27 protein-coding genes and 3 pseudogenes are annotated in these 26,398 nt (G+C 50.0%); 18 read left to right on the plus strand and 12 right to left on the minus strand.

Annotated features, from left to right (window positions below):
• The first annotated feature begins 47 nt into the window (after positions 1-47).
• The gene (gene dcp, locus ABLV12_RS08020; protein ID WP_348866970.1) at positions 48-2,090 is read left to right on the plus strand and encodes a peptidyl-dipeptidase Dcp; all 2,043 of its coding nucleotides are present in this window, start codon (positions 48-50) and stop codon (positions 2,088-2,090) included.
• Between the two features lie 276 nt (positions 2,091-2,366).
• Here dcp and ABLV12_RS08025 read toward each other — a convergent pair.
• Positions 2,367-2,558, minus strand: a pseudogene (locus ABLV12_RS08025) (colicin-like pore-forming protein); the annotation flags it as partial.
• 462 nt (positions 2,559-3,020) lie between these two features.
• Here ABLV12_RS08025 and ABLV12_RS08030 point away from each other — a divergent pair.
• From ABLV12_RS08030 to ABLV12_RS08045, 4 genes and pseudogenes are all read left to right on the plus strand, one after another.
• Entirely contained in the window at positions 3,021-3,467 is a 447-nt protein-coding gene (locus tag ABLV12_RS08030) for a DUF3290 domain-containing protein (protein ID WP_064395804.1), read from the plus strand.
• Between the two features lie 9 nt (positions 3,468-3,476).
• A complete protein-coding gene (locus tag ABLV12_RS08035; protein ID WP_004102429.1) occupies positions 3,477-4,112 on the plus strand; it encodes a DUF421 domain-containing protein in 636 nt (211 codons plus the stop codon).
• Between the two features lie 362 nt (positions 4,113-4,474).
• Positions 4,475-4,754 (plus strand): annotated as a pseudogene (locus ABLV12_RS08040) (SAM-dependent methyltransferase); the annotation flags it as partial.
• 418 nt (positions 4,755-5,172) lie between these two features.
• Complete coding sequence (locus tag ABLV12_RS08045) at positions 5,173-5,526, plus strand: nuclear transport factor 2 family protein (RefSeq protein ID WP_064395807.1); 354 nt, start codon at positions 5,173-5,175, stop codon at positions 5,524-5,526.
• Positions 5,527-5,881: 355 nt separating this feature from the next.
• Here ABLV12_RS08045 and ABLV12_RS08050 read toward each other — a convergent pair whose 3' ends face one another.
• Positions 5,882-6,241 (minus strand): hypothetical protein, encoded by a 360-nt coding sequence (locus tag ABLV12_RS08050; RefSeq protein ID WP_004102425.1) that lies wholly within the window; start codon positions 6,239-6,241, stop codon positions 5,882-5,884.
• 523 nt (positions 6,242-6,764) lie between these two features.
• Between ABLV12_RS08050 and ABLV12_RS08055 the strand changes: the two genes are divergently transcribed.
• Positions 6,765-7,172: a DUF4354 family protein gene (locus ABLV12_RS08055; protein WP_004102423.1), complete on the plus strand. Its 408-nt coding sequence runs from the start codon at positions 6,765-6,767 to the stop codon at positions 7,170-7,172.
• A gap of 129 nt (positions 7,173-7,301) precedes the next feature.
• Here ABLV12_RS08055 and ABLV12_RS08060 read toward each other — a convergent pair whose 3' ends face one another.
• Positions 7,302-7,628: a hypothetical protein gene (locus ABLV12_RS08060; protein WP_348866971.1), complete on the minus strand. Its 327-nt coding sequence runs from the start codon at positions 7,626-7,628 to the stop codon at positions 7,302-7,304.
• A 31-nt stretch (positions 7,629-7,659) separates the two neighbouring features.
• Positions 7,660-7,920, minus strand: coding sequence for a hypothetical protein (locus ABLV12_RS08065; protein ID WP_004102419.1), 261 nt, complete (start codon positions 7,918-7,920; stop codon positions 7,660-7,662).
• 136 nt (positions 7,921-8,056) lie between these two features.
• Here ABLV12_RS08065 and ABLV12_RS08070 point away from each other — a divergent pair.
• From ABLV12_RS08070 to ABLV12_RS08080, 3 genes and pseudogenes are all read left to right on the plus strand, one after another.
• Positions 8,057-8,188: pseudogene (locus ABLV12_RS08070) on the plus strand (terminase small subunit); the annotation flags it as partial.
• 284 nt (positions 8,189-8,472) lie between these two features.
• Positions 8,473-8,892 carry a translesion error-prone DNA polymerase V autoproteolytic subunit gene (locus ABLV12_RS08075; RefSeq protein ID WP_004102417.1) on the plus strand — a complete coding sequence of 140 codons (420 nt, stop codon included), beginning with the start codon at positions 8,473-8,475 and terminating at the stop codon, positions 8,890-8,892.
• A 1-nt stretch (position 8,893) separates the two neighbouring features.
• The gene (locus ABLV12_RS08080; RefSeq protein ID WP_016808795.1) at positions 8,894-10,162 is read left to right on the plus strand and encodes a Y-family DNA polymerase; all 1,269 of its coding nucleotides are present in this window, start codon (positions 8,894-8,896) and stop codon (positions 10,160-10,162) included.
• A gap of 94 nt (positions 10,163-10,256) precedes the next feature.
• On the opposite strand, the gene ABLV12_RS08085 is transcribed toward ABLV12_RS08080, so the two are convergent.
• Both ABLV12_RS08085 and ABLV12_RS08090 read right to left on the minus strand, forming a co-directional pair.
• The gene (locus tag ABLV12_RS08085; protein WP_004102413.1) at positions 10,257-10,868 is read right to left on the minus strand and encodes a hypothetical protein; all 612 of its coding nucleotides are present in this window, start codon (positions 10,866-10,868) and stop codon (positions 10,257-10,259) included.
• A 176-nt stretch (positions 10,869-11,044) separates the two neighbouring features.
• Positions 11,045-11,716, minus strand: coding sequence for an SOS response-associated peptidase (locus ABLV12_RS08090; RefSeq protein ID WP_004113322.1), 672 nt, complete (start codon positions 11,714-11,716; stop codon positions 11,045-11,047).
• Positions 11,717-12,121: 405 nt separating this feature from the next.
• Here ABLV12_RS08090 and ABLV12_RS08095 point away from each other — a divergent pair, with 405 nt between their 5' ends.
• Together ABLV12_RS08095 and ABLV12_RS08100 are read left to right on the plus strand one after the other, a co-directional pair.
• A complete protein-coding gene (locus ABLV12_RS08095; protein ID WP_004102408.1) occupies positions 12,122-12,682 on the plus strand; it encodes a UDP-N-acetylglucosamine acyltransferase in 561 nt (186 codons plus the stop codon).
• Positions 12,679-13,131, plus strand: a complete 453-nt coding sequence (locus tag ABLV12_RS08100) for a hypothetical protein (RefSeq protein WP_004102406.1) — start codon at positions 12,679-12,681, stop codon at positions 13,129-13,131. Before ABLV12_RS08095 ends, ABLV12_RS08100 begins: the two co-directional genes overlap by 4 nt.
• 226 nt (positions 13,132-13,357) lie before the next feature.
• Here ABLV12_RS08100 and ABLV12_RS08105 read toward each other — a convergent pair whose 3' ends face one another.
• Both ABLV12_RS08105 and ABLV12_RS08110 read right to left on the minus strand, forming a co-directional pair.
• Positions 13,358-13,840: a cold shock domain-containing protein gene (locus ABLV12_RS08105; RefSeq protein ID WP_032728331.1), complete on the minus strand. Its 483-nt coding sequence runs from the start codon at positions 13,838-13,840 to the stop codon at positions 13,358-13,360.
• A 109-nt stretch (positions 13,841-13,949) separates the two neighbouring features.
• Positions 13,950-14,489, minus strand: a complete 540-nt coding sequence (locus tag ABLV12_RS08110; protein ID WP_348866972.1) for a DUF2058 domain-containing protein — start codon at positions 14,487-14,489, stop codon at positions 13,950-13,952.
• Between the two features lie 208 nt (positions 14,490-14,697).
• Here ABLV12_RS08110 and ABLV12_RS08115 point away from each other — a divergent pair, with 208 nt between their 5' ends.
• Positions 14,698-15,009 carry a hypothetical protein gene (locus tag ABLV12_RS08115; RefSeq protein WP_004102400.1) on the plus strand — a complete coding sequence of 104 codons (312 nt, stop codon included), beginning with the start codon at positions 14,698-14,700 and terminating at the stop codon, positions 15,007-15,009.
• 232 nt (positions 15,010-15,241) lie between these two features.
• Here the strand turns inward: ABLV12_RS08115 and ABLV12_RS08120 are convergent, their stop codons facing one another.
• Together ABLV12_RS08120 and ABLV12_RS08125 are read right to left on the minus strand one after the other, a co-directional pair.
• Entirely contained in the window at positions 15,242-15,514 is a 273-nt protein-coding gene (locus ABLV12_RS08120) for a DUF883 family protein (RefSeq protein ID WP_004102398.1), read from the minus strand.
• A gap of 108 nt (positions 15,515-15,622) precedes the next feature.
• On the minus strand, positions 15,623-15,949 hold the full coding sequence (locus tag ABLV12_RS08125) for a hypothetical protein (RefSeq protein ID WP_004102397.1): 327 nt from the start codon (positions 15,947-15,949) through the stop codon (positions 15,623-15,625).
• A 275-nt stretch (positions 15,950-16,224) separates the two neighbouring features.
• Here ABLV12_RS08125 and ABLV12_RS08130 point away from each other — a divergent pair, with 275 nt between their 5' ends.
• From ABLV12_RS08130 to ABLV12_RS08140, 3 genes are all read left to right on the plus strand, one after another.
• Complete coding sequence (locus ABLV12_RS08130; RefSeq protein ID WP_047719795.1) at positions 16,225-16,479, plus strand: hypothetical protein; 255 nt, start codon at positions 16,225-16,227, stop codon at positions 16,477-16,479.
• A 28-nt stretch (positions 16,480-16,507) separates the two neighbouring features.
• Positions 16,508-16,768, plus strand: coding sequence for a hypothetical protein (locus tag ABLV12_RS08135; RefSeq protein WP_024274240.1), 261 nt, complete (start codon positions 16,508-16,510; stop codon positions 16,766-16,768).
• 102 nt (positions 16,769-16,870) lie between these two features.
• A complete protein-coding gene (locus tag ABLV12_RS08140) occupies positions 16,871-17,959 on the plus strand; it encodes an AAA family ATPase (RefSeq protein WP_016808790.1) in 1,089 nt (362 codons plus the stop codon).
• Between the two features lie 73 nt (positions 17,960-18,032).
• Here the strand turns inward: ABLV12_RS08140 and ABLV12_RS08145 are convergent, their stop codons facing one another.
• Together ABLV12_RS08145 and ABLV12_RS08150 are read right to left on the minus strand one after the other, a co-directional pair.
• Complete coding sequence (locus tag ABLV12_RS08145) at positions 18,033-19,283, minus strand: MFS transporter (protein ID WP_004102393.1); 1,251 nt, start codon at positions 19,281-19,283, stop codon at positions 18,033-18,035.
• A 55-nt stretch (positions 19,284-19,338) separates the two neighbouring features.
• Complete coding sequence (locus tag ABLV12_RS08150; protein ID WP_348866973.1) at positions 19,339-22,446, minus strand: beta-galactosidase; 3,108 nt, start codon at positions 22,444-22,446, stop codon at positions 19,339-19,341.
• Between the two features lie 207 nt (positions 22,447-22,653).
• Here ABLV12_RS08150 and ABLV12_RS08155 point away from each other — a divergent pair, with 207 nt between their 5' ends.
• The 3 genes from ABLV12_RS08155 to ABLV12_RS08165 all read left to right on the plus strand — a co-directional run bounded on the left by ABLV12_RS08155 (position 22,654) and on the right by ABLV12_RS08165 (position 26,103).
• On the plus strand, positions 22,654-23,724 hold the full coding sequence (locus ABLV12_RS08155) for a LacI family DNA-binding transcriptional regulator (protein WP_004102389.1): 1,071 nt from the start codon (positions 22,654-22,656) through the stop codon (positions 23,722-23,724).
• Positions 23,725-24,113: 389 nt separating this feature from the next.
• Entirely contained in the window at positions 24,114-24,572 is a 459-nt protein-coding gene (locus ABLV12_RS08160; protein ID WP_064395819.1) for a GNAT family N-acetyltransferase, read from the plus strand.
• 301 nt (positions 24,573-24,873) lie between these two features.
• Positions 24,874-26,103, plus strand: a complete 1,230-nt coding sequence (locus ABLV12_RS08165) for a diguanylate phosphodiesterase (protein ID WP_004102385.1) — start codon at positions 24,874-24,876, stop codon at positions 26,101-26,103.
• Positions 26,104-26,398 lie beyond the last annotated feature (295 nt).

A 26,398-nucleotide genomic window follows, 5' to 3' on the forward strand; every position in this document is an offset into this window, starting at 1 on the left:
CAATGAGTTGCCTAATCTTACAGGATAATCGTTTTCAGGAGATGAAGATGTCGGAGAACAATCCTTTTTTCAGCGTTAGCCTGCTGCCTTATCAGGCGCCGCGTTTCGATCTGGTTGACGTCAGCCATTACCGACCCGCCTTTGACGAAGGCGTTCGTCGCCAGCGTGAAGAAATTGCCGCTATCGTTAATAACCCGCAGCCGGCTGATTTTGCCAATACCCTGGAGGCCCTGGAGCAGAGCGGTCAGCTGCTGGCGCGGGTAACCAACGTCTTTTTTGCGATGGCAGGCGCGGAGACTAACCCGACCATTCAGGCCCTCGATGAGCAGTTTTCCGCCGAGCTGGCTGAACTGGCTAACGATATCTGGCTCAACGATGCTCTTTTTCAGCGGGTGAAGCTGGTGTGGGAGCGGCGAGAATCGCTCTCCCTTGACGCCGAGTCCAGACGTCTCCTGGAGGTAACCTGGCAACGCTTTACCCTTGCGGGAGCCACGCTTGCGGAAGAGCAAAAAGCGGCGCTACGCGCGCTGAATACCGAAGCGGCGGCGCTGCAAAGCCAGTTCCAACAGCGCCTGCTGGCGGCGGTAAAATCGGGGGGCCTGGCGGTGGATTATGTTCATCAGCTCACAGGTCTCAGCGATGATGAGATAAGCGCAGCGGCAGAAGCCGCGCAGGAGAAAGGGTTAAGTGGACGCTGGCTGCTTTCTCTGCTCAATACCACCCAGCAGCCTGCGCTGCTTTCGTTGCAGGATCGGCAAACGCGAGAAAATCTTTTTGCAGCTGGCTGGACGCGAAATCAGAAGGGCGATGCGAATGACACACGCGAGCTGGTGCTGCGGTTGACGGCAATCCGCGCGCGCAAAGCGCAACTGCTGGGCGCAGATGACTTTGCCAGCTGGTCGATGGCCGATCAGATGGCGGGCGCCCCGGCAGAGGCGTTTGCCTTTATGCGGCGAATCGCTCCGGCGGCGCGGGCGCGAGCCGAACAGGAGCTGGCGGATATTCAGCAGGTTATCGATCAGGAAGGCGGCGATTTCCGCGCGGCAGCGTGGGACTGGCTCTATTACGCAGAACAGGTGCGCCGGGCGAAATTTGCTATCGATGAAGCACAGCTAAAGCCCTATTTTGCTCTCGAGCGCGTTCTGCGTGATGGCGTATTCTGGGCAGCGACACAGCTGTTTGGCATTCGCTTTGTGGAACGATTCGATATCCCGGTTTATCACCCTGACGTGCGGGTCTGGGAAATCATCGACGCTAGCGGCGAGGGTATCGCACTTTTTTATGGCGACTATTTCTCGCGGGATAGCAAAAGCGGCGGGGCGTGGATGGGCGTATTTGTCGAACAATCCACCCTGCGTGCGCAGCATCCGGTTATCTACAACGTCTGTAACTATCAGAAACCGAAAGCCGGGCACAGCGCGTTGCTTTCCTGGGATGAAGTTACCACTTTATTTCACGAGTTTGGCCATACGCTGCACGGGCTGTTTGCCAGCCAGAAGTACGCCAGCCTGTCGGGAACCAATACGCCACGCGATTTTGTTGAGTTTCCTTCGCAGATTTATGAACATTGGGCCAGCGAGCCGCAGGTCTTTGCCCACTATGCGCGGCATTACCAAACCGGCGAGGCCATGCCGGCAGCGCTTCGCGACAGCATGTTCCGCGCGGCGAAGTTTAATAAAGGCTACGATATGAGTGAGCTGCTCGCGGCGGCGCTGCTGGATATGCACTGGCACAGCGTAGCCGTGGATAAGCTACCCGATGACGTTGATACTTTTGAAGCCGCAGCCCTGCATGCGGAGAAAATGGATCTTCCCGCCGTGCCGCCACGCTATCGCAGCAGCTACTTCTCGCATATTTTCGGCGGCGGCTACGCCGCGGGTTATTACGCCTATCTGTGGACGCAGATGCTGGCGGATGACGGCTACCAGTGGTTCGTTGAGCAGGGTGGTTTAAGCCGTGAAAACGGCCAGCGCTTCCGCGAGGCGATTTTGTCTCGCGGCAATAGTACTGATTTAGCAGAACTTTATCGCCAGTGGCGCGGACACGATCCGCAGATTGAGCCGATGCTGGAAAACCGCGGGCTGAGTTAGTCGAGCGTTTTGTCGAGTAGAAGAAGACCGGGCGCAGTTCAGCAGAGCCCGGTTTTGTGTCTATTTTTTTCTTCTCCAAAATCCCGCCAAAACTTTTCCCCAAAATATCATGAGGCATGGCCCATTTGATGCCACTGAAACCTATAAATTGACTTTGTATTATATATTTGATTTCTTATCCGCGATTCCTTTGGCATCGCTTGCAGAGTTCTGCAATCGAAGGAAGCCATGATAAAATAATAATAGCTTTGTATTAGTTACAAAACTAAATTGGTGTTAAATAGCGATAATTTTGTTAGCTTCTTCTACGATGGTATCGTTAACGATAGCACCAATTCCAGCCATAATTAAGCCACATCCCAGCACTCCTACCGGACCAGACAAAACGGCGGCAAAAGCTAATGCTGCGAGATGCGTGGCGGCAAAATCGATAGCGATTGTCTGCACTTTAACAAAGAAAGGATGCCAGTTATCAGTCTCAACTCAGCGCCCGATTCTCAAGGTACAGGTCGGCAAACTTGTTGGCCGACTGATTATGGCGGAGGATCTCTAAATGTGAATGGCACGATTATGCGGGATACTTACATCAATAGCCTCAAAATGTTCATTTCCGGCACAAGGCTTTCAGCAGGGAGTCCCAGACTTATTTGTGAAGATCACTGCAAAATGGATAGTCAATTTTGAAGATCCTTCGGCTGCGCGCTTGAACCTTTGATTAAGTTGTTCATTCCAAATAAGAATGCTCCATGAGCCAACACCCCCCATATGCAGATACTTAATCCATCAATGCTCCACTTACGGCTTAAAAGATAATGACAAATTGCAGCTGATGGCTGATAATTACAGGTTGTTAAGTAACATCATGGCTGTAAGAGGCTATGCGTTACTATAACGAAAATGGGGTATTGAAGGTTTAGGGATTATAAATTTATGAGATTTTATGGCATCGATTATCTACAAATGCAGTCTAATATCAATGATTATTTAAAATACATTATTATATTTAGTACATTATTTATCCTGATCGTTGTTTTTAGCCTGTATATGCGCCATCGTTTACAAACTAAATACCGTGACTTAACGATCATTGCGTTCTTATTTTTACTCTTCATTTCTGGTGTTCAGTATGCAGATTATACCGATAGCCAAAATATACACTCCAGGTCATCACAAATGGTCAACTTTATTAGGTTGTTGTCACAAGAAAAAAAAGTGAGTGTTAATTCTATATTCTCCAGTTCAGTACAACTTTCGGATGGCATTATCGTTAAAATTAATGATTTTTATTATCGTGTCAACTTAAGTCTGGATCAAAAAACATACAGCCTGGTAGAGGTTTCGTTAGTAACCCCAAATGTTGAAATCGTGAAAAACTGAGGAATAGAAATGATAATTTATACACCTATCATAATAAAGTTGGGACTGGGAATACTGTGCTTAATTGTTCAAATAAATCTCATGGGAAAGGGAAATCTGGCCCCTTCATCCGCAATGGATCAGGTTCAGAACTATGTGCTGGGGGGGATTATTGGTGGCGTAATTTACAATGAATCAATAACAGTACTACAATTTGTTCTGGTATTAATTATATGGACTTTTCTGGTTTTTGTTCTTAAGTTTTTAAAAGAAAATAATCGGTTAGTAAAAAGAATTCTTGATGGAAAGCCTATTACTTTGGTTCATAATGGAAGTGTCAATGTTAAGGAATGTTTACGCAATGGTGTTTCAGCTAATGATTTGATGTTCAAATTAAGAGCAAGTGGTATTTATGAAATAGAACAGCTTAAACGAGTGATACTTGAACAAAATGGTCAGTTAACCATTATACAAAATGGTGATGAAAATATACGTTATCCAATCATAGTGGATGGTTTGGCCAACCATGATCTGCTCGAAATCCTTAACAAGAATAGTGACTGGTTAGAAAACGAAGTTATAAAGCAAGGCTTCAATAAAATCAGTGAAGTGTATTTAGGTGAGTATTTATCAGGTAGAATCAATTTATACGGATATGAAAAATAAAACCCAAAACTAATGCCCTTGTTATCAGCATCCAACTGATATTGGTGATTTTTTGTAGAGGGGTAAGTATCAGGAGGCTGCCATTTCTGGTGTACCTCTATCTCAGGTCTTTAGCATCAACATCCGCTTCTGACGTATAGCGGACGTTTTCAAAGCTATAGGCTATTGGTAGCATCATCAGTTCTGGCCATTTTTTTCATGTTACTAACCGTGCGAACAGGGCGCCAGGTGAAATGGTTTGCTGACAGAGCGCCATTTGCAATTATCTTCCCCGCTTATCAGAGAACTTCATTTTGGTGAGATCGCCGCGTCTTTGTATGGTGACTATCGCCATCAGCATGGGGTTTTGAACACAAAGGGCCATGTTGTTGTACCTCCCTGAACATGACGAGCGCGGCATATTCAGCGATATCCATGCCGAGCGGCATGCCCTTTGTGATGGCCGACAGTTGGTTATAATCCCCGATATTATCGCCGATTTTCGCAGGTTACCTTTTGAAGCCTCATCGTTTTCTGTGGTGGTTTTTGATCCCCCACATCTTGAACGTGTCGGACCAAACGGATGGCACGGTAAAAAAATATGGAAAGCTGGATTGGGACAACTGGGGAGATGATCTACGCGCTGGCGTTAGAGAGGCATTTTGAGTACTGAATCCTCATGGTGTTTTAATTTTTGGCCTGGTTTTAAATAAATGTTGAAGTTGATAGTTTTTGGTGATATACCATAATAATAGTATATTTAAAGATTTAGAGGCCATATTATGGCAAATGTTAAATCTTTGATTTCAGATAGTTAAAAACCATCAGTATCTCAACAAGAGCCGTTGCTTTGATATCTAAAAGAAATGCTCGTATTAGGTTCAAAAATAGATCAAGTAGTTCAATGCAATATATTCCGTGCTTTTGCAAGAGCAATGGATTTTAAAGCTCGAGAACCTGTATGCGTTTAATGTATACATTGTCTTGAAATTAATTGTAAAAGTAGTATGCATTAATGAAATTAGATTTTTTATATTGCAAATTAAAATAAAAATTATCACATACCGAGGAGTTAAAGTATATGAAGCCAAAAGAAGTACTTTGCCAATGGGTTGACGCATTTAATAATGCAGATATAGAAACCATCTCAGAATTATATGATGATAATGCAATAAACCATCAGGTTGCCAATGAGCCAGTTGTTGGGAAAGAGGCTATAAAGAAAATGTTTGAACAAGATTTTTCTTACGCACAAATGGTTTGTATCGTTGAAAACGTTTTCGAAGATGGGCAATGGGCAATTTTAGAGTGGCGTGACCCATTCGGTTTGAGAGGTTGCGGTTTTTTTCAAATAGTAAATAATAAAATTTTATTTCAAAGAGGCTACTGGGATAAGCTATCTTTCTTGAAATTGCGCAATTTACCTATTGAATAAAATAAATATTTACCCTATGTGAATAGTTTGCAAATTTCTTAAAATTTTCGTTAAGGGAAGTGTAATAACTTCCCTTTATAAATTGTTATAATATCAACTCTGTATTAAAACATAGCCTAATTTTAAGTGGAACGAGATTGCTGGCTGGGTTATGGCATTGATTATCGCGAGCTGCGCGCCTGCGACTATGGTGCCCCAACGATAACTGACCAAATTCCGAACCGGAGCTACCGGGCAGCAAGTAACGGATCCGTTGCCGACGGTAACCGTAGGGACATCAAAACGCCCGGCGGGAATGGTCATGCGTGGGGGATTGTCGAGGCAGATTTTTCTTCCCCAAAATCAATCTTTATCCTTAAGACACCCTTTTACACTGTGCAATTATTGATGAAATAGCTTCATACATATCCTTGTTATGGCGGGCATAATAAAAACTTACGGTGCTTTGCTTTCCGCTAAAATCTGCTATATCAACCCATGCTACGGTGTTTCCTCCTGCGTCCAGAATGTTATATCTATAGGAACCGTCTGGCAGCGAGTCATCCTGTTGCATCAATAAGTCGTTGTTCACCGCTGCGGATTGTAAGCATGACGCGACTTCATTTTTATAACCATTAAAATAACTCGTGCGTAATTCTGGATGTATCCCGACAAGGCCGGGGTCCACACAGCCGGTCAGGGTGATAAATATAAATGCTAATAATGATATCTTCATTGGGAATAAACTCCTGATATGAGGCTTTAGGGTAAGCCGCAAAAAATAACTATGCAAATGTTTACCTTTAGTATCTTGATATTATCAATTGTTGTAATTGTGTTATTTAAAAAAGCAAATTTAAATAACACCCGTGGTTGTCAATTTTTATATTTGTTATGTTTATCATCCATTGAATAAAAATATATGGGCAGGTCACAATCAATGATGATTTTTACTTAGTCAGATACTGATTTCCATGCTTATAATTTAACTGGTGAGTTCCGTAATTCAATGGCTAATACATTTTGTTACAAAAGCAGGCAGTCATCTCATGCTTTATAATAAAATATCAAACGTCCCTCTTTTCTTATTTAAATGTTCTGTGTGATGTGCGCCCACATCAAAATGTGAGTTTTTATAAGATTTAAGCTAAAGGGATGAAATAAGCGATAAATGTATTGTAAATAGCATGAGTGTGACTTAACCTTGCTGTGTTGTCATGTTAGTACCTGTTCTTAAGTTTTTAGCGTGAGGGATTATAATGTTCTCCAGGAAAATTAAAATTTTTAGTCTGTTTCTATCTTTAATGGCCGCCGGTCAGGCGATTTCCGCCGTTAAGTCCCCAGACGTCACTGTCTATGCGCAGAAAGAGGGGGCCGGAAGTGTATGGAACAGCGTGACGGGGAAAGCTGAGCATTTGCTATCATATCAGGTTACGGTTAACAACAACTCCAGTGAACCTTTGGTTCCTGGTAAAGATAATAAAATGTGTTTTTACCTCGATGATAATATGGGGAAAACCTTAATGGGGCATGGGATACAGTTAGAACTTTTATCCCCATATAAGCCCGGAGAGTCCCGCACTGGCGTCATTTACTTTTCCAGTACTGAACCCGATATGCTGTCATTACCTTATGTCAAACTTGGTTTAGGTTCCCAGTGTAAATAACTCTTTTTTAGGATTATTAATGTCGGATAAACAGGTCAGGGGATTTACCTTTAGCGGCCTGTTTTTCTTTAATATAAATAATTAAAGCAAAACAGATTGCTCTCCCTTTTTTATCCTTTCTTTTCCTCGTCAGCAAAGTATAAGCATGCGGCGGGCTTCCGGGTTAACCGACTGGATTAAGCAGATAGTGGACCAGGGCTGCCGGTGATTCGTTGAGCAGGGCGGTTTAACGCGAGAAAACGGCCAGCGCTTGCGCGAGGCGGAGCTGTCGGCAACAGGACTGATCTGATTTAGCTGAGCGTTATCGCCAGCGACGCGGGCAGGATCCGGATATTGAGTGGTGCCGGAAAACCGCGGGCTGAGGTTCGTCGAGCGCTTTGTCGATTCATCGAGAACCGGGTGCCAGAGCCCGGTTTTCTGTTCTTTTTCTTCTCCAGCATCAACCCTTAAACGCATCAATATTGGCCTGGAGATTCTGTTGGGGGGGCTAAAATGCATGCGCATTCGATTTAACCTTAGCAATAAACTTCTCCGTAAGGGACAGCCCTTCGATGATTTCCTTATCTACTACAGCAATTCCATACTGGATGATTAACTCAAGTAGCCCTTCATAGCTCTGTATGAGCTCCTGAAGGCTGTTGAGCGTTTTGCGATCGGAAACTGAGGGGCTCCGGGAATTCGCAGTCGTTTGATTAACAATCCACTCGAGGTTGGCTTTAATTATTTCTATATCATTGTAACTATACATATTTCATGGGCTTAAATCCTCATTTCAAGATTTTTTTGAGAAAACGTGTTTCTGCCTTCATAGAATGAAGCTGTTGAATAACATTCAAAAACGCTATTACTGAAGGTGTCGATGACCTGGTCAGACTGGGGGTGAGCTGCAGAAGCGGTTCCTGTTGAATAGCGCTGCTACTGGCATATCCCGTGAAGAACGGCGCGACGCGCATTATCTTAATTATGCAACGGTTCGCCGATATATCAAGAAATGCACGGTACAAACTGCGGAAAAGTCATTTTCCCTGCGGAATCAGGTTGCTCACCTGCGAACCGTATGCAAGAGCTGCAGGTGAGCAATTTGCTATGAAAGCAGAACCATAGCGACAAAATTTTATCCTCGCACTGCTGGCAAAACCAACAAACAGTTTATCGCCGGGAACACTTTAGGACTTACCTTACTCATTACATCAATATGTTACGTCAGTGAAGAAAATTGATAGACGGAACCTATATTGATATGTCGCCGGGTTAAATCTACTGTATGTATAAACAGTATTTATGTGAGCGGATACTTACAATGATTTTTTACACCCCAGCAGAGCTGCGAGAAGTCCTTTCACTTCCGCTATACAGTTGTCTCGTTCAATGTGGTTTTCCGAGCCCCGCTCAGGATTATGTTGAACAACGAATCGACCTGAACGAACTGTTAGTCAATCACCCCTCAGCGACGTATTTTGTCAAAGCTGCGGGCGATAGCATGAAGGATGCGGGCATTGGTGAGGGGGATCTTCTGGTCGTGGATAGCTCAAGAACTGCAGTCCATGGCGATATCGTGATTGCCGCGGTGGACGGGGAGTTCACCGTTAAGAAGCTGCAGCTTCATCCACGGGTTCAGCTCAATCCGATGAATATCGCTTATACCCCCATCGTCGTGGGTAGCGAGGACACGCTGGATGTATTCGGTGTGGTGACGTATATCATCAAAGCGGCTGGCTGAGATGTTCGCCCTGTGTGACGTGAACTCATTTTATGCCAGCTGTGAGACGGTGTTCAGACCCGATTTAAAAGGGCGGCCGGTGGTTGTCCTTTCCAATAACGATGGCTGTGTGATCGCGCGCAGCGCAGAAGCTAAAGCCGCCGGGATAACGATGGGAGAACCGTTTTTCAAACAAAAGGATCTTTTCAGACGGGCTGGCGTAGTTTGCTTCAGCAGCAATTACGAGCTTTACGCGGATATGTCCAACCGCGTGATGACAACGCTTGAGGAGATGTTGCCGCGGGTAGAGATTTACAGCATTGATGAGGCTTTTTGCGATCTAACGGGGGTGCGAAACTGCCGTGACCTGACGGAGTTTGGTAAAGAGATCCGCGCTACGGTTCTTAAGCGTACGCATCTGACCGTTGGCGTTGGCATTGCCCAAACGAAAACCCTGGCTAAGCTCGCCAATCATGCGGCTAAAAAATGGCAAAGGCAGACGGGCGGCGTGGTTGATTTGTCGAACGTTGAGCGTCAGCGCCGGCTGTTGGCCCTGGTTCCCGTGGAGGATGTCTGGGGCGTTGGCAGACGCATCAGTAAGAAACTGAATACGATGGGCATCAAAACGGCTCTGGATCTCTCAGAGCAGAGCGCATGGGTTATCCGAAAACACTTTAATGTCGTACTGGAGCGAACGGTAAGAGAACTTCGCGGCGAGCCCTGCCTTGAACTGGAAGAATTCCCGCCGGCAAAGCAGGAGATCGTCTGCAGCCGATCTTTCGGCGAACGCGTCACCGAGTATGAGCAGGTGCGTCAGGCGATCTGCAGCTATGCCGCCCGCGCGGCTGAAAAGCTGCGCGGTGAGCATCAGTACTGCCGCTTTATTTCGACGTTCGTGAAGACTTCCCCCTTTGCACTGAATGAGCCTTACTATGGCAACAGCGCCCAGGTGATGCTTCTCATCCCCACGCAGGATTCCCGCGACATTATCCATGCGGCGGTAAAGTGCCTGGATAAAATCTGGCGCGATGGCCACCGCTATCAGAAAGCTGGCGTCATGCTCGGCGACTTTTTTAGCCAGGGCGTCGCGCAGTTAAACCTGTTTGATGACAACGCCCCGCGGCATAACAGCGGCAAGCTTATGGAAGTGCTCGATCATCTCAACTCGCAAGAGGGAAGAGGCACCCTTTATTTTGCCGGGCAGGGTATTCAGACCGCATGGCAAATGAAAAGAGAGATGCTTTCGCCGCGTTACACCACGAGATACAGCGATTTGCTTCAGGTCAGGTGATAGGGAGAACGCCGCAACTCTATACCATTCCTTTCTTAGCAAGTTGCCTGGTTGAGCTCGCAGCTCGGATAACACGCCAATATCAGCGCAGGGTTCAGGTTGATTCCTGCCCCAGGGTTCCGCGAAAATTGCAGTAATAACCAATAGAGGCGGTGAGACAAAGCATATAACCGAATGATTCGCTGCCTTCCTCAACGACATTTTTTACAACCCGAACGTAACCGTCATCGAGTATGGCCTGCCATAAACCTTGCATACCGAAGAGTCGGGAGAAGACCAGAATAGCCAGCAGCCCGCTGATTAACATGCCGTACCCGGGCGTACGGGTATATTGTGTAAGCTGTTCCATGGTCTGACGATAATGAATAAGTGGATTAATTAAGGCTGCCAGAGCGGCAATCAGCGCAAACCACACCCAACTCCCGTGAGAAATAAGATCAAAAAGGGCGTCCAGCTCACGAATTAGCATGGCAAGGAAAAAGCCGCCAATAAGAATATTGCAGTAGCGCATGGATTTATACTGCTTCGCCAGCAGAAAATGAATAACAACAATGGTAGCTAACACCAACTCCTGAACAATTTCAGTGAGTGATAATTCCGAAATATTATAATCCCAATAATGTATATCGACCCACAGGCAAAGTACCACAAATGCGCAGGTACAAGCCGCGCCAAGGAAGAAGAAAAAGCTTTTAAGTACAGTCATTAACATCACCAATTTTGATTATGGCGAATATGATAGGTGACGTTAATGTAAATTCTGTTCACTTTGTGCTGTATAATAACCTTTCTTTAACACATAATGCGGATTAGCTTATTCTGGGTGATATATTTTACGAACATGGAACGATCGCGCCTGTAAGAGGTATATGCAGATTGTGCTTAGCTGAGCGCTTGTATCAATTCCGGTCCCTGGTTTTTCACATTACCTACCGCTCGCGATACCGGGTGCCAGGCGAAATGGTCTGCGGAAACCGCCCCGTCGGCAATAATCTCTTCCGCTTCTTTCCCACCGACATCCTGGCGCATCCATTTCCTGGCAGCTTCAGGCTCCAGCACTAACGGGCGGCGGTCGTGAATATCGACAAGGCCTCGATCGGCGGCGGACGTGACGATAAGAAACCCTTCCGCTTCATCGCCGCGTTCGAAAGGTACGCTGCCGATCGCCGCCATGAATAGAGGCTTACCGTCTTTACGATGGATGAAGTAGGGTTGTTTTTTATCGCCTTCACGCTTCCACTCGAACCAACCGTCGGCAAAGCAAATCGCCCGGCCATGCTGCCATAGCGGTTTAAACATTCTGCTGGTGGCCGCGGTTTCGGCACGAGCGTTAATAAGCGCGGGTTTGTCCCACCACCCGGGGGCATAGCCCCAGTGTACCGGATCGAGGTGCAGCCGTTCGTTACGTTCGCTGAGCAACAGAACTTTGGTACCGGGCGCCACGTTATAGCGTCCTATAGGCTGCGGATCATAAGCAATGTCGCGCTCGGCTTCTTCAGCCAGATAGGTCAGATATTCTTCCCTGGTTTGTGATTGAGCAAAACGTCCGCACATAGCCACCTCTAATCGGATATCAGATTTTAAGTATAGGTCAGTATGCTTCTCCTCTATTTTCAACGGCGCCGTGGCTGCAATCGCGGCGGACCTGGCCCTCTCGACGTTCGTTGAGCAGGGCCCGGTTTATGGCGCAAATATCCGCTACTCAATCCCTTTCAAAAATTAAAACCTGAGAAAGTTCTGAATAAATTAGTGTCTATCTTTCAGTATCCTGCGCGCTTTTATCTGATTGCAGTGATAAATGTTGTGAGCGTAGCCGATAGCCCAAAAAGCGATGGCAAAATCCATTTAACGTCCACGCCAGAGATAATGTTTATCCTATTATTTAACTAACTGATTAAAATCAATATATCTGGATTATTTATTACGTTAGGATGACCTTACAACTAACGGGGATAAATAATGAAAAAACTACTCTTAATTGCTGTTGTTATTGGGTCTTTAACAGGATGTGCCAGCGTTCCACCTCTGAATTTTTCTACACCTGGCGTTGGCGTTAGCCAGAAGAAAATTGATGCACAGCTAAAATCACTCACGGTTTCGCTTGCGCGTCCCGATGAGCAGAAAGGCGATATCGTCGCGGGGATGGAAACCATTACCCCCATTTGGCGAGACTCGTTACAAGAGGCGCTCGATAGAATGGCGATCTTTAAAGATAACTCTGCTAATACGGTGAGCCTTAACGTGAAAGTCTTAGCGATTGACGTTCCGAGCTTTGGCATGGCCATGACAACGAAAGCCGTTGCGCGTTATGAGGTAATTAACCGCTCTAATGGCGATATTATTTATACGCAAGATATCGAATCTACTGGAACTGTGCCTGCATCCTATGCCTTCGTGGGCGTTGTTCGCGCCCGTGAATCAATAAACCGCGCGGTACAAAACAATATTACACAGTTCTTACAAGCGTTAGAAAGCATTGAACTCTCCCGCCCGATGTTCCCTTCGAAGGTAGATAAATGAGACGGGTCGCTTTAATCACGATGCTCACGTTGTTAGGGGGGTGTGCGCAGGATATTTCCCCGAATAGCTATTCCGTGGGTTCGGTAGGTATGGTGAATCGCTCTATTGCCGGCACTATCATTAGCGCGCGACCGGTCGATATTCGCGGCACATCCGCTTTGGGCGGTGCTGCGGGTACGGCCGCGGGAGCGGCTGCAGGGTCTGCAATTGGAGGAGGCACTCGCGCGAATATTGTCGGCGCTATTGGCGGGGCGGTTGTCGGGGGGCTAACCGGCGCAGCGCTTGAAGCTTCTGCGACAAAACAGACGGGGATGGAATATGTTATCGAAACGGAAAACGGTAATCTGATGACCGTTGTGCAAGGTAATACCCCCTTGTTTGTCGAAGGTAATAAGATACTCGTACTATACGGCAGTCCTTCACGTATCATTGCCGATCCTCGGCATTGATACAGCAATGAACGCCGGGCGTAGAGCCTGATAGCTGCCAGTTAAGCGTATTGAAGGTAGCCGCAACCTGCGCGTTGCGGCTGTTTTTTGCGGCTTACAGAAGAGCCAAACCTGCGCCACTGTCCCGGTACCCGGCTGCACAACACCAGTTCGGGAAACGTCAGGCTGCATGGGCAGGCGGGCGGCAGAAAGTGAGCTCTGCCCCGGCTTTCTTCACCGAAGGATCTTACACCTTAAGCAGTTTCACCGTGGCGTCGATGTCTATCTCATCTTCCGTGAAGATGAGCGTGGTGCCCTGGAAGGTGGTGATGGCCAGCTTTTTGACCGAGCGCATTTCCCCGGGCTTAGCGGCTGATTTTGGCCTGATATTTCCCATCAGCAGGCCCACGGAGAGGACCGCGTTCTCTTTATCAATACGGGCGTCGGCAGGCTCCTCCTCGTTATAAACCAGGTAAGATTTTATCGACGTGAGCTTAATCCGCTCGCCTGCGATATAGATATATTTGCTTTCCGGGAGGACCTTCACGGCGTACGCTGACAAACCCTTGTTATTGGTTGTGGGTTCAAAAGTGACCGCCGCATCCTTTTTAATCAGCTCAGGGTTGGCAACCTTAATCACATGAAAATAGCGATTATCGCCGTTTTCATCTTTGATAAATCCAAAACCTTTATCTTTAAACCACGTTGTGATCGTTCCGTTCATCGCCATTACCGCCTGGTTAATCGTTTATCTACTCAATTTTTTGCCGCGCGCAGTGTAAAGCACATTGCCCGCGCAGACTACGTCTAAATCTTTTGCCTGAGCGGGCTAACGCGATTTACCACATCAAATCATCAGGTACTTTAAAATCAGCATACGGATCGTCTTCATCCTGCTCTTCCGCGCTGAGCGCGCTGTTTAAGACAATGCTGCTGGCGTCGCGCTGGGCGATCTTATCGGCTACGCTTGCCGGGATAATCGCGTATTTGCTCTCGCCGTCGCTATCACCCGCCAGGCGCACAATGGCGAGGCGACCGCTTATCAGCTGTGCCTGGGTCAGTTTATCCACGGTGATTTTTTTAATGAAATTGTTATCTGTGAAATTAAAATCAATATTGCCTTTAGAAATATCGATTTTATTCATCTCGATGAGCTGTTTGACCTGCGCTTTATATTCTTTCGATAACGCTGCCTGCTTTTGCTGCTCGCTAAGCTGTTTATCCCGCTCCAGCTGCGCTTTCTTATTCTCTTCCACCGCCTCTCTGGCCTCGCGCGCCTGAACGCGTGACTTTTTCGCCGTTCTTTGAACCTTGGCCATCTTTTTGCTGGTCACTAAGCCGGCTTTTAGCATCTGCTCTTGTAAGGTGAGTTTTGTCATCTCGTTTCTGAATCCGCTGAATAATTTGTGGGATTATACCTGTAATTTTAGCGGATGTGTCAGCGTGCAGGGTAGGGCCTGGGGATAGAAGCAGAAACGGCAGCAAAAAAGGGCGTCGACGCAAAAAATTGAAATGAATAAAAAATCACACAATGGCGATTTTATTTGCTATAAATTCATTTTTATTGATTTTATATGGAGTCTGTCGATGATTGTCAGAACCTGGCATGGTTGTGTTCCCGTTGCGTTTGGCGATGCGTTTGCGGGGCATTTGCAGGCAACCGGAGTGCAGCATTCGCGGAGCATTGCCGGCAACGCGGGCGCCTTCGTCAGGCGGGAAACGCAGGGGGAGTGGGAACACTTCTTTCTGGCGACCTACTGGAACGATCTGGATGCTATCATCGCTTTTGCCGGTGAAGAGTACCATGTCGCCGTCACCTATGCCGATGATGAGCAATTCCAGCTGCTGTCCGATCCGTACGTTTTCCAGTTTGAGGTGGCTGCGGTGGTGGGAATTTAAGGGCGCTTTAAGGATTTCTTGCAGCAATACCCCACGTTCAGGCTCTCAACGCTTCTGATGACTGACAAACCGCATAGGGGAGAAATAGCCCGGTAGCGGCAAGCGCTTTACCGGGCCGGTGAAGAGTGCGTAACCTGATAACACTCCGGTGTTTCTCAGCCATTGGCGGGCTGGAATAGGGGAAAAGGTGTAACCGGCTTGCCATCAGTTTTCAGGCCCGCAGGCTGGAGAATTACTTCCGTCCTGCCAACAGACCAATGACCAGGCCGATAGCGCCGGCGGCCAGCAGTCCGGTTAACGGATTTTCCCTGACGCGCTCGGACACCTCTGAAACGGCATCCGAAGCCTGAGCGGCGTATTTACGGGCCGCGCCTTTTAGCTGATGTTTCGGCGAATCTACCGCATCACCAAACTGCTGCTGGGCTTCCCCGGCAAATTCATTGACTTTATTGCCCACTTTATCGGCCAGATTCTGCGCGTCGTTTTCATACTCTTGTGATGACATGAGACTCTCCTTTCGTTTGACTTATTTAAGTCTAGTGGCTAACAGGCGAAGTACCAATGTTCGGGCCGCGGCGAGCGTCACTCCAGGAATTTTCCCTGGCGTGAGCGCTTACACGCTACCGTGTTTTTGCAGTACGCCTTTATCGTCGAAGGTAAACAAAATTGACTGCCCTAATCCGTTCTGGCAAACGACGCCATCGGCATGAGTTTTATCGGTGATCCCCTGACAGGCCATATTGCTGACATAAGGACGAATCTGGCATTTGAGGGTTTTACCATCCTCAATAATCAGCTGCTTCGATTTGCTAATCGCTTCTGGCGCGGGAGTCGGGCAGGTACCTTCGCCCCAGTTAACGCCGTGATGTTTATCGAACGCCGAGCAGCCCTGTAATAGCCCCGCGCCAGCCAGAAGAAGTATCAGAGGGAGTTTTGTCATTGTATAATCCTGATGGTTATTTTCGTTTTCAGTATAGAGCGGTGCTCCTGCAAAAAACTTCGCCAGAATTGGTGGTATTCCTGTTATTTCAATTGATTGAGATAATTCTTAGATATAAGATCCCTGGGGCGCTGGGGCTGGAAACGTCGCAATTCATAAATAAGAACTATTGATGTTCACAATTCCTCTTTTTTCCTTCATCATTTGTCAGCTTTTACTACTAATAATCAGCGCTTAGCTCAGCATGAGAAATACATTTTTTACTCAAGGCCGGTATGAACTATAAGAAAGTACTGAAGAATACGTTACTGCTTGCTCCCGTGGCGCTCCTGAGTCTGCAAACGCCCGCCTGGGGCGCAGATGTGACGAAAACGGCGACCTGCCAGAAGGCGCCGCCTGCAGTAGACAAAGAAGGCGTGCCGTTACCGCCCGTTGTTGGTAAAGAGGGCGCGCGTCCGGCTTCCCCGAAAGGCTCGTCCGGCCAGGGCGGCGCAGCGGCCAACTGTCAGCCAGCGGCCATCGAAAATTAATCATTGACCTCAACCCGGGAGAGACATGGTGCACCCGTTAATTAAGGTGATGCTGGTTGGAGGGAAAGGCGACGGCCTGATGGTCAGCGTTGCCGATAACGCGACGGAGATTTCCGTGACGCCTGCGCAGTATGGCGCGAAATCCGGCCAGCCGCTGAGCTACAGAATTGTATCGCAGACCATTGATGATGAACGCTATTTTTTCGGCGTTTTCAACGAGAGCCATGAGGATACGGAAAAACTCAAAAGAGTCGCGCTAACTCGCGGCATGAAAAAACTCTTCGGCTAAGCAGGTTCCGGGCGATCGCTTGTCGTCCGGTCTCCTCATATTTCGTTTTCCTTTTGCCTCCGATACAGTAGAGCGAAACGCTTCTATCAGTTTCGGGAATTTATGATTAACCATATCCGGATAAAAAATTTCAGATCGGTCAGGGATATTGAGTTGGAACTCGGTGCGCTGAATATCGTCTTTGGCCCCAACGGCTGCGGCAAATCCAACATTTATAAAGCCATCCATCTGTTAACCGCCTGCGCCGATGGAAAGTTCTCCGGTTATATCAGCGATGAAGGCGGCCTGGAGAACATTATGTGGTCCGGGCCGAGCGCGCCGAATGATCGCTTTCCGCGGCGGCTGCAGATTGCCTGCCTGACCGATGAGTTTGACTACCAGCTGCAGGTAGGTTTCCCGGAAAAACTGCCGTATCCGACTCAGTTCCAGCTGGATCCCATCGTTAAAGAGGAGTCTATCTGGCTGGCAGGATTTTCCCGACGCCCTTCATCGCGCGTGCTGGAACGCAAAAACCAGGCGGCGTTCCTGGTTGACGTCAATGGTGAAAAAAGCACTTTTACCGACGCGATTTATGAGAATGAATCGATTTTTGGCCAACTGGGCGAGCCGCACCGCTTTCCTGAAGTCTCCAGGGTCAGGGAAACCATGCGCCACTGGCGCTTTTATCACGAATTCAATATAGGCAGACTCTCGCCGTTGCGTCATCCGACGGTAGGTTACCGCTCGCCGGTGCTGGACAGCGATGGGCACAACCTTGCCGCCGCTTTTCAGACCATCGTGGAAATCGGCGCCGAAGAGCTGCTGCATGAGATCCTCGGCGAAGCGTTCCCGGAGTGTACATTTTACTGTGAAAATGAGAATTCGCGTTTCTCGATAAAGATGCGCCGCAATGGCGTCTGGCGACCTTTACTGGCGGCGGAAATGTCCGATGGCACGCTGCGTTTCCTGTGCCTGGCGGTGGCGCTGTTGAGCCCGCGTCCGCCGGCATTTCTGGCTATTAACGAGCCGGAAAACAGCCTGCATCGTCAAATGTTCCCCGCGCTGGCCCGGCTGATTGTCGAAGCCTCCCGCTATAGCCAAATCTGGCTAACCAGCCACTCCGCGGAGCTGGCTGAGCTGGTTTCATCCATGGCGGAAGCCCGGATTTACGGGCTGAAAAATAGCGATGGGGAAACGCGGATCGCCAGCTAGCGGCAACTGACTTATTCGGTGTAGTAACGGTGTATTGCCGAAGCGCCGCCGGAGGGTTTCCGGCGGCCTGATGTTATGCCGCGGCCGGGAGCAGGGTTTTGCTGCCTTTCAGGGTGAACAGCGAGATGAGGGTAAAGCTCAGGGTAATACAGCCCAGGATCAGATAGGCCTGATGGAAGCCGACGGTATCATACATCCGTCCTACCCACGCCGAGAGCACAACGCCTGACAGCTGTTTTGATAAATTGAAACCGATCAGGAACAGGGTCGCCGAGAGCTTCGGGTTAAATGCCGAAGAGATATATTTAAAGGTGCCGACCAGCAGGAACGGGATCTCGAACATATGCAGCATTTTTAAAATGATCACTTCCACCGCCGAGTTAGCGAAAGACGATCCTAAAATGCGTACTGACATAATCATCCCGGCAATTAGCAGGGCGTTTTTAGCGCCAATCCGGTTAATAATCGCCGGGGCGCAGAACATGATTAGCGCGTTAAGTAATTCCCCACCGGTGGTGACGAAGCCGAATACTTCAGTGCCGCGCTGGGGGCTGGAGAAAAAGCCCTTAAAGAAGTTGGCGAACTGCTGGTCAAAAACGTCATAGACGCTGGCGACGCCAACGACATAAATAATAAAGCCCCAGAAGCGCGGCATCCGCAAAAGCTCTGCGGCGGTGCGCATGGAGAAAGCCTGACGGTTGGCGCCCAGGGCATCGATAACCTCGGCGCTGTTGCTACTCTCCGGCTTTGATACCCACAGCAGTACGCCGAGGATCAGAGCGAAACCGGAGGCGATCCAGAACGTAATGTTCGGGTCGATACTAAATAAAATGCCGGTGATTGACGCGCACAGCGCCCAGCCGACGCAGCCGGAGACGCGGACTTTACCGTATTCAAAACGGTTGGCGCGGCTGACGCGTTCAATATAGGCTTCTACCGCCCCGGAGCCGCTGGAAAAGACGATCCCCAGATAAATCCCGCCCACCAGCGCGCCCGCGATGATATTCATCTGCAGCAGCGGCGAAAAGACGAAAATAAAAAAGGGCGCAAACAGGATTAACAAAATCGTAATCGTCCACAGCAGATGCTTGCGCAGACCGAGCTTATCCGAAATCAGGCCAAAAATCGGCTGGAAGATTATCGCGAATAGCGAAATAGAGGAGAAGACGATCCCCGTCTCGGTTTTGGTTAGATGGTTAACTTCCGCCAGCCACACCGGGAAAAAGGGAAAATAGGCTGACATGATGAAATAGTAGAAGAAAAAGAACAGCATGAAATATATAAAATTATGCCGTTCTCGTGGCGCCAGTTCAGAGAGTTTCATTGTGAATATTCCATATTATTATGCCTGTAAGGTTGGGGGCTTGCGCCCCCGATTATTATTGGAAGTGAATCGTTAACTGATATTGCCATTGTGTCTCAAGCAACAGCCATTGCTGTAGTACGCTGGGCGTCCAGGAGTCATCGCCGCCGATGCCCATGTGCTGAGCGTCGAGGGTGATCCAGACGCCGTTTTCCGGCTTCATCCAGTGCCAGTGATCGGTCTTCATTAACTGCGTGGTGCCATAGGGCTGTACGGAGAAGTGGAAGTTGCCTCCCACGTGCCAGCGCCCCCAGTCCAGCGTTTTGCTGTCGCAGCGCAGGCCGTTTTCCGTCGGGAAAATGTACGGCGTGGTCATCTCCTCCAGCGGCAGCTGCCAGCGGGAGAAGCAGGCGCTGGTGCGGCGGTCCGGATAGTTCTCATGCGGACCGTAGCCGAGCCAGGATACCGGTTGGTGCTGGTCCGGAACCTGGAAATTCAGCCCGATGCGCGGCAGCGGCGGCAGGGTGCCGGCACGTTCGCCATCAACCGCCAGATGCAGCTTGCCTTCGCTATCAAATGTCATCCGCCAGTGGCTGACAATCACTGCTTCGTCGCCGCGCAGATAGTGCCAGCGGCTATCGATAACCACTTCATGGGCCAGGCGCTGAGCGTCGCACTGGACGCAGCGGGCGCTGAGCTCGTAAAGTCCGGCGCTTTTCCAGCGCTCTACCCAGGCGTTAGGGTCAATACGCTCCACTTCGCTGACGCCAATGTCGTTATCCAGCGGTGCGCGTACAAACTGGTCGCGCAGCGGGGTCAGCAGCTGTTCCACGCCGTCCACCTGCCAGTGGGTTAACAGACCGCTTTGCCGATCGATGGTCCATTGCTGCGAGCCGCTGCGGACAATCCAGGCCGCGTCGCTGCTCTCCAGCGCTGGCGCGCTACCGGCAGACCGAGGGCCGCGTAGCGCCAGCGGCGCGGCGAGCGGGAACTGCTGCCACGCAACGCGATGCCCGGCGTCGGACCAGAGGGTGGCCTGGGGCTGGACCACCTCCAGCGTCAACCACACCTCTTCCGCGCCGGCGGGCAGCGTCAGCGCATCGCACAACGTCAGCTCACTCTGGCCCTCCGGGCAAAGCGCCAGCTTCACGCTACCCTCAGCAAAAGTTTCACCCGCGGCCTGAACCTGCCAGCGCAGCTCTTCGTTATCGGTGGCGCGGAACAGATATTCGCTGCTGAGGCGGATACGCAGCGGGGATTGCGCGAGCAGCGCAAACTGGAAGTACTGCTGCGCATGTTTGGCCTCGATTAAGGAAGGATGCGCGCGGCGGTCGGGGAACACCAGACCGTTCATGCAGAACTGGCGATCGTTCGGTTTGTCGCCAAAATCACCGCCGTAGGCCCAGCCAACGCTGCCGTCGTCGAAGGTTTTACTGATGGCCTGATCCGCCCAGTCCCAGATAAACCCGCCCTGCAGGCGAGGATAGTCGCGAAATGCCTGCCAGTAATCAGCAAAGTTGCCGAGGCTGTTACCCATCGCATGGGCGTATTCGCAGAGGATCAGCGGGCGTTGTTCTCCAGGCAGACTGATCCACTTTTTGATTCCCCATTTCGGCACCGTCGGAATCGGCTGGTCGCGGTCAACGCGGGCGTACATCGGGCAGATAATATCAGTGGTGGTGCTGTCGGCGCCGCCGCCTTCGTACTGTACCGGGCGAGAGGGATCGTTGCGCTTCAGCCAGTGATACATCGCTTCATGGTTACCGCCGCCGCCGGACTCATTCCCCAGTGACCAGATAATAATGGACGGATGGTTGCGGTTGCTTTGCAGCATTCGACTGACACGGGCGCTGAAGGCCGGTAGCCAGGCCGGATCGTCGGATATTCGATTCATCGGCACCATGCCGTGGGTTTCTATATTGGCCTCATCAACGACGTACAGGCCGTAGCGGTTGCACAGCTCGTACCAGCGTGGAGTGTTTGGATAATGCGAGCAGCGTACGGCGTTAAAGTTGTTCTGCTTCATCAACAGAATGTCCTGCACCATATCCTCTTCGGTAACGACCTGTCCGCGCTGGTGGTGATGCTCGTGACGGTTGACGCCGCGGATCAGCAGCGGTTTGCCGTTCAACAGCAGCAGGCCGTTTTTGATTTCAACGCGGCGGAAACCGATATCCCAGGCTTCGGCCTCAATCGGTCCATCGCCGCGCCACAGCGACACGACCGCCCGATAGCAGTCTGGCGTTTCCGCGCTCCATAGCGCCGGACGTTCTACCGGCAGACGAATGGCCGCGCGCTCCGCATAGTTTCCGCGCTCATCGATAATCGGCGAACCGGGCGACTGCTGGTGGCTGGCGACCAGGCGATCGTCATCCCACAGTTCGACTTTCACCGTCAGCTCCTCCAGCAGCGCGACCGGTGCGGCGACGCTTAAGTTCACCAGCAGTTCGGCATCGCGGTAGAGGGCATCCAGCTGCGGCGTAAGCTGGACGTCGCAGAGGTGCAGCGTCGGTTTATTCAGCAGCCAGACCGAACGGAAGATACCGCTCATGCGCCACATATCCTGATCCTCAAGCCAGGTTCCCGCGCTCCAGCGCATCACCATCACGCAGATACGGTTATCGCCCGGCTGAAGATAGGGGGAGAGATCGAAGGCCGCTGGCAGGCGACTATCCTGCGAATAACCGACCCATTCGCCGTTGCACCACAGATGAAACGCGGAGTTGACGCCATCGAAGATAATCTGCGTCTGGCCGTCGGCCCGCCAGCTCTCATCAACGCGAAAGGTCAATGAGTAGCAACCGGTCGGGTTCTCTTGCGGAACGCGCGGCGGGGTGGTGTCGATAGGGTAGCGAACGTTGGTATAGATGGGCGCATCGTAGCCCTGCATTTGCCAGTTTGAGGGTACCGGCGTACTGCGGCTGTCCGGCAGATCGTCTTCCAGCCAGCGGGCATCCACGTCAAACGGGCTGCGGGCCCAGGAGAATTGCCACTGGCCGTCAAGCCGACGGCGGAACGCGGAGGGCTGGTTTTTCCGCGCCGCGTCGGTATCGCGCCAGCTGGCGAAAGTCGGGTGGGCCGGTAAACGGTTGAGATGGGTAATGGTCTGGTTCTGCCAGTCCTCGCGGGCGAGAATCTGATGGAACGTGGCTCCTGCGGCGGAAATAGAGTGGTGTTGTTGCATACGCATTCCTGACGGATAAGTGATAAAAATGTCGTTCGCTAGACAATATGATTTTGTTATCAGTTATTTTCGCTATAGCCGCAATATTGGCGAAAATGAAACCCACTGGCGATCACGAAAAGCTGGGAAAACAGCTGATTTTTGTCGTCTTTTAAACATAAAATGTTAGCGGACGACATTGAGGTTTTGATTCAGAAGGAGTGCACTATGCAGCGTCGCCTGGCAACGCTTGACGATGTGGCCCGTGAGGCCGGCGTTTCTCAGCAAACGGTCTCCCGGGTGCTGAATAATCCTGGGGTGGTGTCCGAACGAACCCGCGAAAAAGTGATCCGCGCGATGCAGACGCTGCGCTATGTACCAAACCGCTCCGCGCAGCTGCTGGCGGGTAAGTCCGCGCCGTCGATTGGGCTGATTACCGCCTCGCTGACGCTGCACGCGCCTTCGCAAATCGCCGCGGCGGTGAAAAGCTATGCTGGTTTGCATCAGCTTGAGGTCTCAATTGCGATGCCGGTGCAGGTCGATTACGCGTCTCTGCAGGCGCGACTCAATGAGTTTCGCGCCCAGCATATTCGCGGAGCGATTATCAGCCTGCCGCTGGAAAGTAGTCTTGCGGAGCGTCTGGTGGCGGAGAATCCAGATATAGCCTGCATGTTTCTCGATGTTTCGCCGGAGGCCGACGTTTGCGGCGTGCGTTTCGATCATCGTGATGGATGTGGCGCCTGCGTGCGGCATTTGTGGGACGCCGGACACCGCGAGTTCGGACTGCTTGCCGGGCCGGAGAGCTCGATCTCCGCGCGAATGCGGCTCAGCAGCTGGCGCGAGGCGCTGCACCGCCTGGGCGTCAGTAATGCGGTAACGGTATTTGGCGACTGGAGTGCCGCCAGCGGCTGGAGTAAAACGTTTGAGCTGCTGCATCAGCATCCGCGCATTAGCGCGATCGTGGTCGCTAACGATCAAATGGCGCTCGGGGTGCTGAGCGCGCTGGCGCAGCTTTATCGTACCGGCAGCCAGGCCATCTCGGTGACCGGTTATGATGACACGGCGGACAGCCTCTACTTCCAGCCGCCGCTGACCACCGTCGCCCAGGATTTCAACGTGCTGGGGAAAAGGGCGGTCGAGCTGCTGATCAAGCTTATGGCTGCCCCACAGCTGAAAATTCGCGAACTGCTGCCCACCCGCCTGATTATCCGCCAGTCCACCTGGCCCGTTACGGGGAACGGGGAGGGGGAAAAAGATGAGCTGATTAGTCAACTTAAGGCGCTGGTGGAAAAGCTATGAGCGCCACCGCCGTTTAGCTTTCATTGAAGTAGCCTGTGGTAGCGTACCGATTAGAGACGTAGACAGAGCTGCTCGTGCTCTGCACGTAAAAATGCAAAATACAATCTATCCATGCAAGCATTCATTCACCGCCAGTCACATGGCGGTTTTTTTTGCCCATTTTTTGCCGACGGAAAACGTTCTGATTTTATTTAATTCTGCTGGCTGGCGGGTTAATCGCCTGCTGCAAGCATAAATGCGCTGGTTTTTCCGCAGGGTATCAGAAGATTTCCCGAGGCCATAGTTTTTACCACAGCATAATATGCTATTGGCCTGGCGGGCCGGCCTCTCTTTTTTCAGCGTCGTTCAGCTATGCTGAAAGCCAGGGCTGGCGAGTTTAGGGCAATATCATGATGGTATTAAAAGAGAAAGAGCACCTGGAGTCTGTTGACTGGCGCAGGGTTGCGGAGATCATTGCCGATGCGGGACTTAATCAGCGCGATGTGGCATTGGTTGAACGGGCGTTTCGTCATAGTACTTTTTGCTGGTTTGGCTATGAAAAGGGTCAGCTGGTCGCCGTTGCCCGCGCGATTAGCGATCTGACCTGGTGCAGCTATCTTGCGGATGTTGCGGTGGCCCCGAACTGCCAGGGGAAGGGATACGGGAAGTTGCTGATGCAGGCGGCCAGCGAGCAGCTGCGGCCGTTTGGCAAAACCTTTATCTATTCGGTGGTGGATAAAGTCGGCTTCTACCGCCGTTTTGGTTTTGAAATGCTGACTACGGGTATGGTCTGCGCCAGCGCCGAGAGTCTACTGCGCATGCGCGAGCAGGGATATATTTGCCAGGACAGCGACACTAGCCAGCTTTAGCCGCTTCATCTTGCTCTTTATATTTTTCATGCCATTGCCATTGCGGCCTGATAAACAGAAAATAAATAGTCTGGATGCATTTTTTATATTTCTGAATCTACCAGGGTCCTCATCGGATATTGTAAATTTATTTTTGGCTTTAAGAGGTTTTTATTAGCGGTGGGGGCGTGTATTTTTTACATTAAGGATAAGTCTCCAGTTGGATTTGTGGATGGATGCAAAATATTATAAATAAGCTGTGTTTAAAAGTGAAAGTGTGTTACACAGTCTCTTTTCTCCTGGCAAAAATCTGGATGGGATTATGCTGACAACCCTGATTTACAGAAGTCAGATACCTTTAACTCATGAAATTAATCTCTCTTTGCTGGTTGAAAAAGCGAATGTTAATAACATGTCTCATGGCGTTTCAGGCATTCTTCTTTTTAAAGATAATGTTATCCTTCAAGTGCTTGAAGGTGACGAAAGTATTCTGGAGCAGCTCTTCAGCAAGATTAAACACGACAGCCGACACTTTGGTGTCGTCGAGCTGATGCGAGATTACGCCCCGCGCAGGCGCTTCGAAAACGTCGGTATGATGTACTTTGATCTGGATACGCTAGAAGCCGATGCCGTGCTGAAAACCGTTCGCCAGCTAAGCAAGTTGAAGAGCTATCTTCTGACGGAAGAGCGCGTTTATAAATTTATTCATACGTTTATAACGCAAAAAAGAGCTCTCCCGGTTTCCCAGTATTTCCAGCCTGAAAAATGGTCAGTTATCCCACAAAGATCGCCTTTTCATACACCTGAACGCTCCCCAGTTGATACTCAATGCTGCCAGTTTGCATTTCAGCCCATTATTGAGCCCCTGGCCGGCCATATCACTTCACTGGAAGCGCTTATTCGTAATAAAGATGGTGGGAGTCCGGCGAGCTTTTTTGCTTCAATCGACCATAATAAACGTTATGAAATTGACCTCAACTCTAAATCGGTGGCTTTCGCGCTGGCAAAAGAAATAGACATCGGCGATCATAAAATATCCATTAATATTCTGCCGATGTCTTTGGTGGTGGTTCCCGATGCCGTGGAATTCCTGCTGCAGGAAATTAAAAAGTATGGGTTGATGCCTGAACAGGTTATCGTAGAAGTGACTGAAGACGAAATGATCTCCGGTTTCAGCCAGTTTAGTAGTGCGATTAAAAAACTGCGCGTCTCCGGAATGGGGCTGGCTATTGATGATTTTGGTGCCGGTTATGCCGGACTGTCGTTGTTAACCAAAATCCAGCCTGACAAAGTCAAAATCGATCGTGAGATTATTACCAATATCCACTTGAGCGGCCCTAAGCAGGCCGTCGTCCGTTCTATCATCAGCTGCTGTCATGAGCTGGAAATTGCGGTGGTGGCGGAAGGGATTGAACGTATCGAAGAGTGGTGCTGGCTTGAATCCGCGGGTATCAAGCGTTTTCAGGGGTTCTTGTTTGCCCTGCCCGAACTGAACGGCGTAGGAGAGATACGCTGGCCGGTGAACACAGCGGATAGCCTCGTACAGGCGTAAAAACGTGTTATCTTCGCGCGGCCTTCCGATCGCCGCGCTTCGATTTATGCGGCCCGGTAGCGGCCATCTGAGCGCTTGCGCCCGCCGCGAATCCTGTCAATCCCCGCCTACAGCGATGCTGAACCAGGCTGTGAGCCAGATCATGAAAATGGCTCATGTTGCAATGAAATTAAGTCGCTTTCCCTCCTTGCGGGGCTCTGGCATAAATTAGCTAATATTAACTTATTGGCAACATGAAGAGTGCTGGCGAGCAAATCCGTTAACGCCGGGAATTCGTCCGATAATCACTTTTCAT

It is taken from the genome of Klebsiella sp. CN_Kp100 (genome assembly GCF_040065315.1).
Classification (GTDB): Bacteria; Pseudomonadota; Gammaproteobacteria; order Enterobacterales; family Enterobacteriaceae; genus Klebsiella; species Klebsiella oxytoca.

Coding starts and splice junctions, on each gene's coding strand:
- ABLV12_RS08095 (WP_004102408.1), top strand. CDS start 12,122: ATGAAAAAACTACTCTTAATTGCTGTTGTTATTGGGTCTTTAACAGGA.
- ABLV12_RS08130 (WP_047719795.1), top strand. CDS start 16,225: ATGAACTATAAGAAAGTACTGAAGAATACGTTACTGCTTGCTCCCGTG.
- ABLV12_RS08125 (WP_004102397.1), bottom strand. CDS start 15,949: ATGACAAAACTCCCTCTGATACTTCTTCTGGCTGGCGCGGGGCTATTA.
- ABLV12_RS08035 (WP_004102429.1), top strand. CDS start 3,477: ATGATAATTTATACACCTATCATAATAAAGTTGGGACTGGGAATACTG.
- ABLV12_RS08140 (WP_016808790.1), top strand. CDS start 16,871: ATGATTAACCATATCCGGATAAAAAATTTCAGATCGGTCAGGGATATT.
- ABLV12_RS08075 (WP_004102417.1), top strand. CDS start 8,473: ATGATTTTTTACACCCCAGCAGAGCTGCGAGAAGTCCTTTCACTTCCG.
- ABLV12_RS08085 (WP_004102413.1), bottom strand. CDS start 10,868: ATGACTGTACTTAAAAGCTTTTTCTTCTTCCTTGGCGCGGCTTGTACC.
- ABLV12_RS08030 (WP_064395804.1), top strand. CDS start 3,021: ATGAGATTTTATGGCATCGATTATCTACAAATGCAGTCTAATATCAAT.
- ABLV12_RS08065 (WP_004102419.1), bottom strand. CDS start 7,920: ATGTATAGTTACAATGATATAGAAATAATTAAAGCCAACCTCGAGTGG.
- ABLV12_RS08090 (WP_004113322.1), bottom strand. CDS start 11,716: ATGTGCGGACGTTTTGCTCAATCACAAACCAGGGAAGAATATCTGACC.
- ABLV12_RS08165 (WP_004102385.1), top strand. CDS start 24,874: ATGCTGACAACCCTGATTTACAGAAGTCAGATACCTTTAACTCATGAA.
- ABLV12_RS08080 (WP_016808795.1), top strand. CDS start 8,894: ATGTTCGCCCTGTGTGACGTGAACTCATTTTATGCCAGCTGTGAGACG.
- ABLV12_RS08115 (WP_004102400.1), top strand. CDS start 14,698: ATGATTGTCAGAACCTGGCATGGTTGTGTTCCCGTTGCGTTTGGCGAT.
- ABLV12_RS08150 (WP_348866973.1), bottom strand. CDS start 22,446: ATGCAACAACACCACTCTATTTCCGCCGCAGGAGCCACGTTCCATCAG.
- ABLV12_RS08045 (WP_064395807.1), top strand. CDS start 5,173: ATGAAGCCAAAAGAAGTACTTTGCCAATGGGTTGACGCATTTAATAAT.
- ABLV12_RS08120 (WP_004102398.1), bottom strand. CDS start 15,514: ATGTCATCACAAGAGTATGAAAACGACGCGCAGAATCTGGCCGATAAA.
- ABLV12_RS08105 (WP_032728331.1), bottom strand. CDS start 13,840: ATGGCGATGAACGGAACGATCACAACGTGGTTTAAAGATAAAGGTTTT.
- ABLV12_RS08160 (WP_064395819.1), top strand. CDS start 24,114: ATGATGGTATTAAAAGAGAAAGAGCACCTGGAGTCTGTTGACTGGCGC.
- dcp (WP_348866970.1), top strand. CDS start 48: ATGTCGGAGAACAATCCTTTTTTCAGCGTTAGCCTGCTGCCTTATCAG.
- ABLV12_RS08100 (WP_004102406.1), top strand. CDS start 12,679: ATGAGACGGGTCGCTTTAATCACGATGCTCACGTTGTTAGGGGGGTGT.
- ABLV12_RS08055 (WP_004102423.1), top strand. CDS start 6,765: ATGTTCTCCAGGAAAATTAAAATTTTTAGTCTGTTTCTATCTTTAATG.
- ABLV12_RS08110 (WP_348866972.1), bottom strand. CDS start 14,489: ATGACAAAACTCACCTTACAAGAGCAGATGCTAAAAGCCGGCTTAGTG.
- ABLV12_RS08155 (WP_004102389.1), top strand. CDS start 22,654: ATGCAGCGTCGCCTGGCAACGCTTGACGATGTGGCCCGTGAGGCCGGC.
- ABLV12_RS08145 (WP_004102393.1), bottom strand. CDS start 19,283: ATGAAACTCTCTGAACTGGCGCCACGAGAACGGCATAATTTTATATAT.
- ABLV12_RS08060 (WP_348866971.1), bottom strand. CDS start 7,628: ATGCGTTTAAGGGTTGATGCTGGAGAAGAAAAAGAACAGAAAACCGGG.
- ABLV12_RS08050 (WP_004102425.1), bottom strand. CDS start 6,241: ATGAAGATATCATTATTAGCATTTATATTTATCACCCTGACCGGCTGT.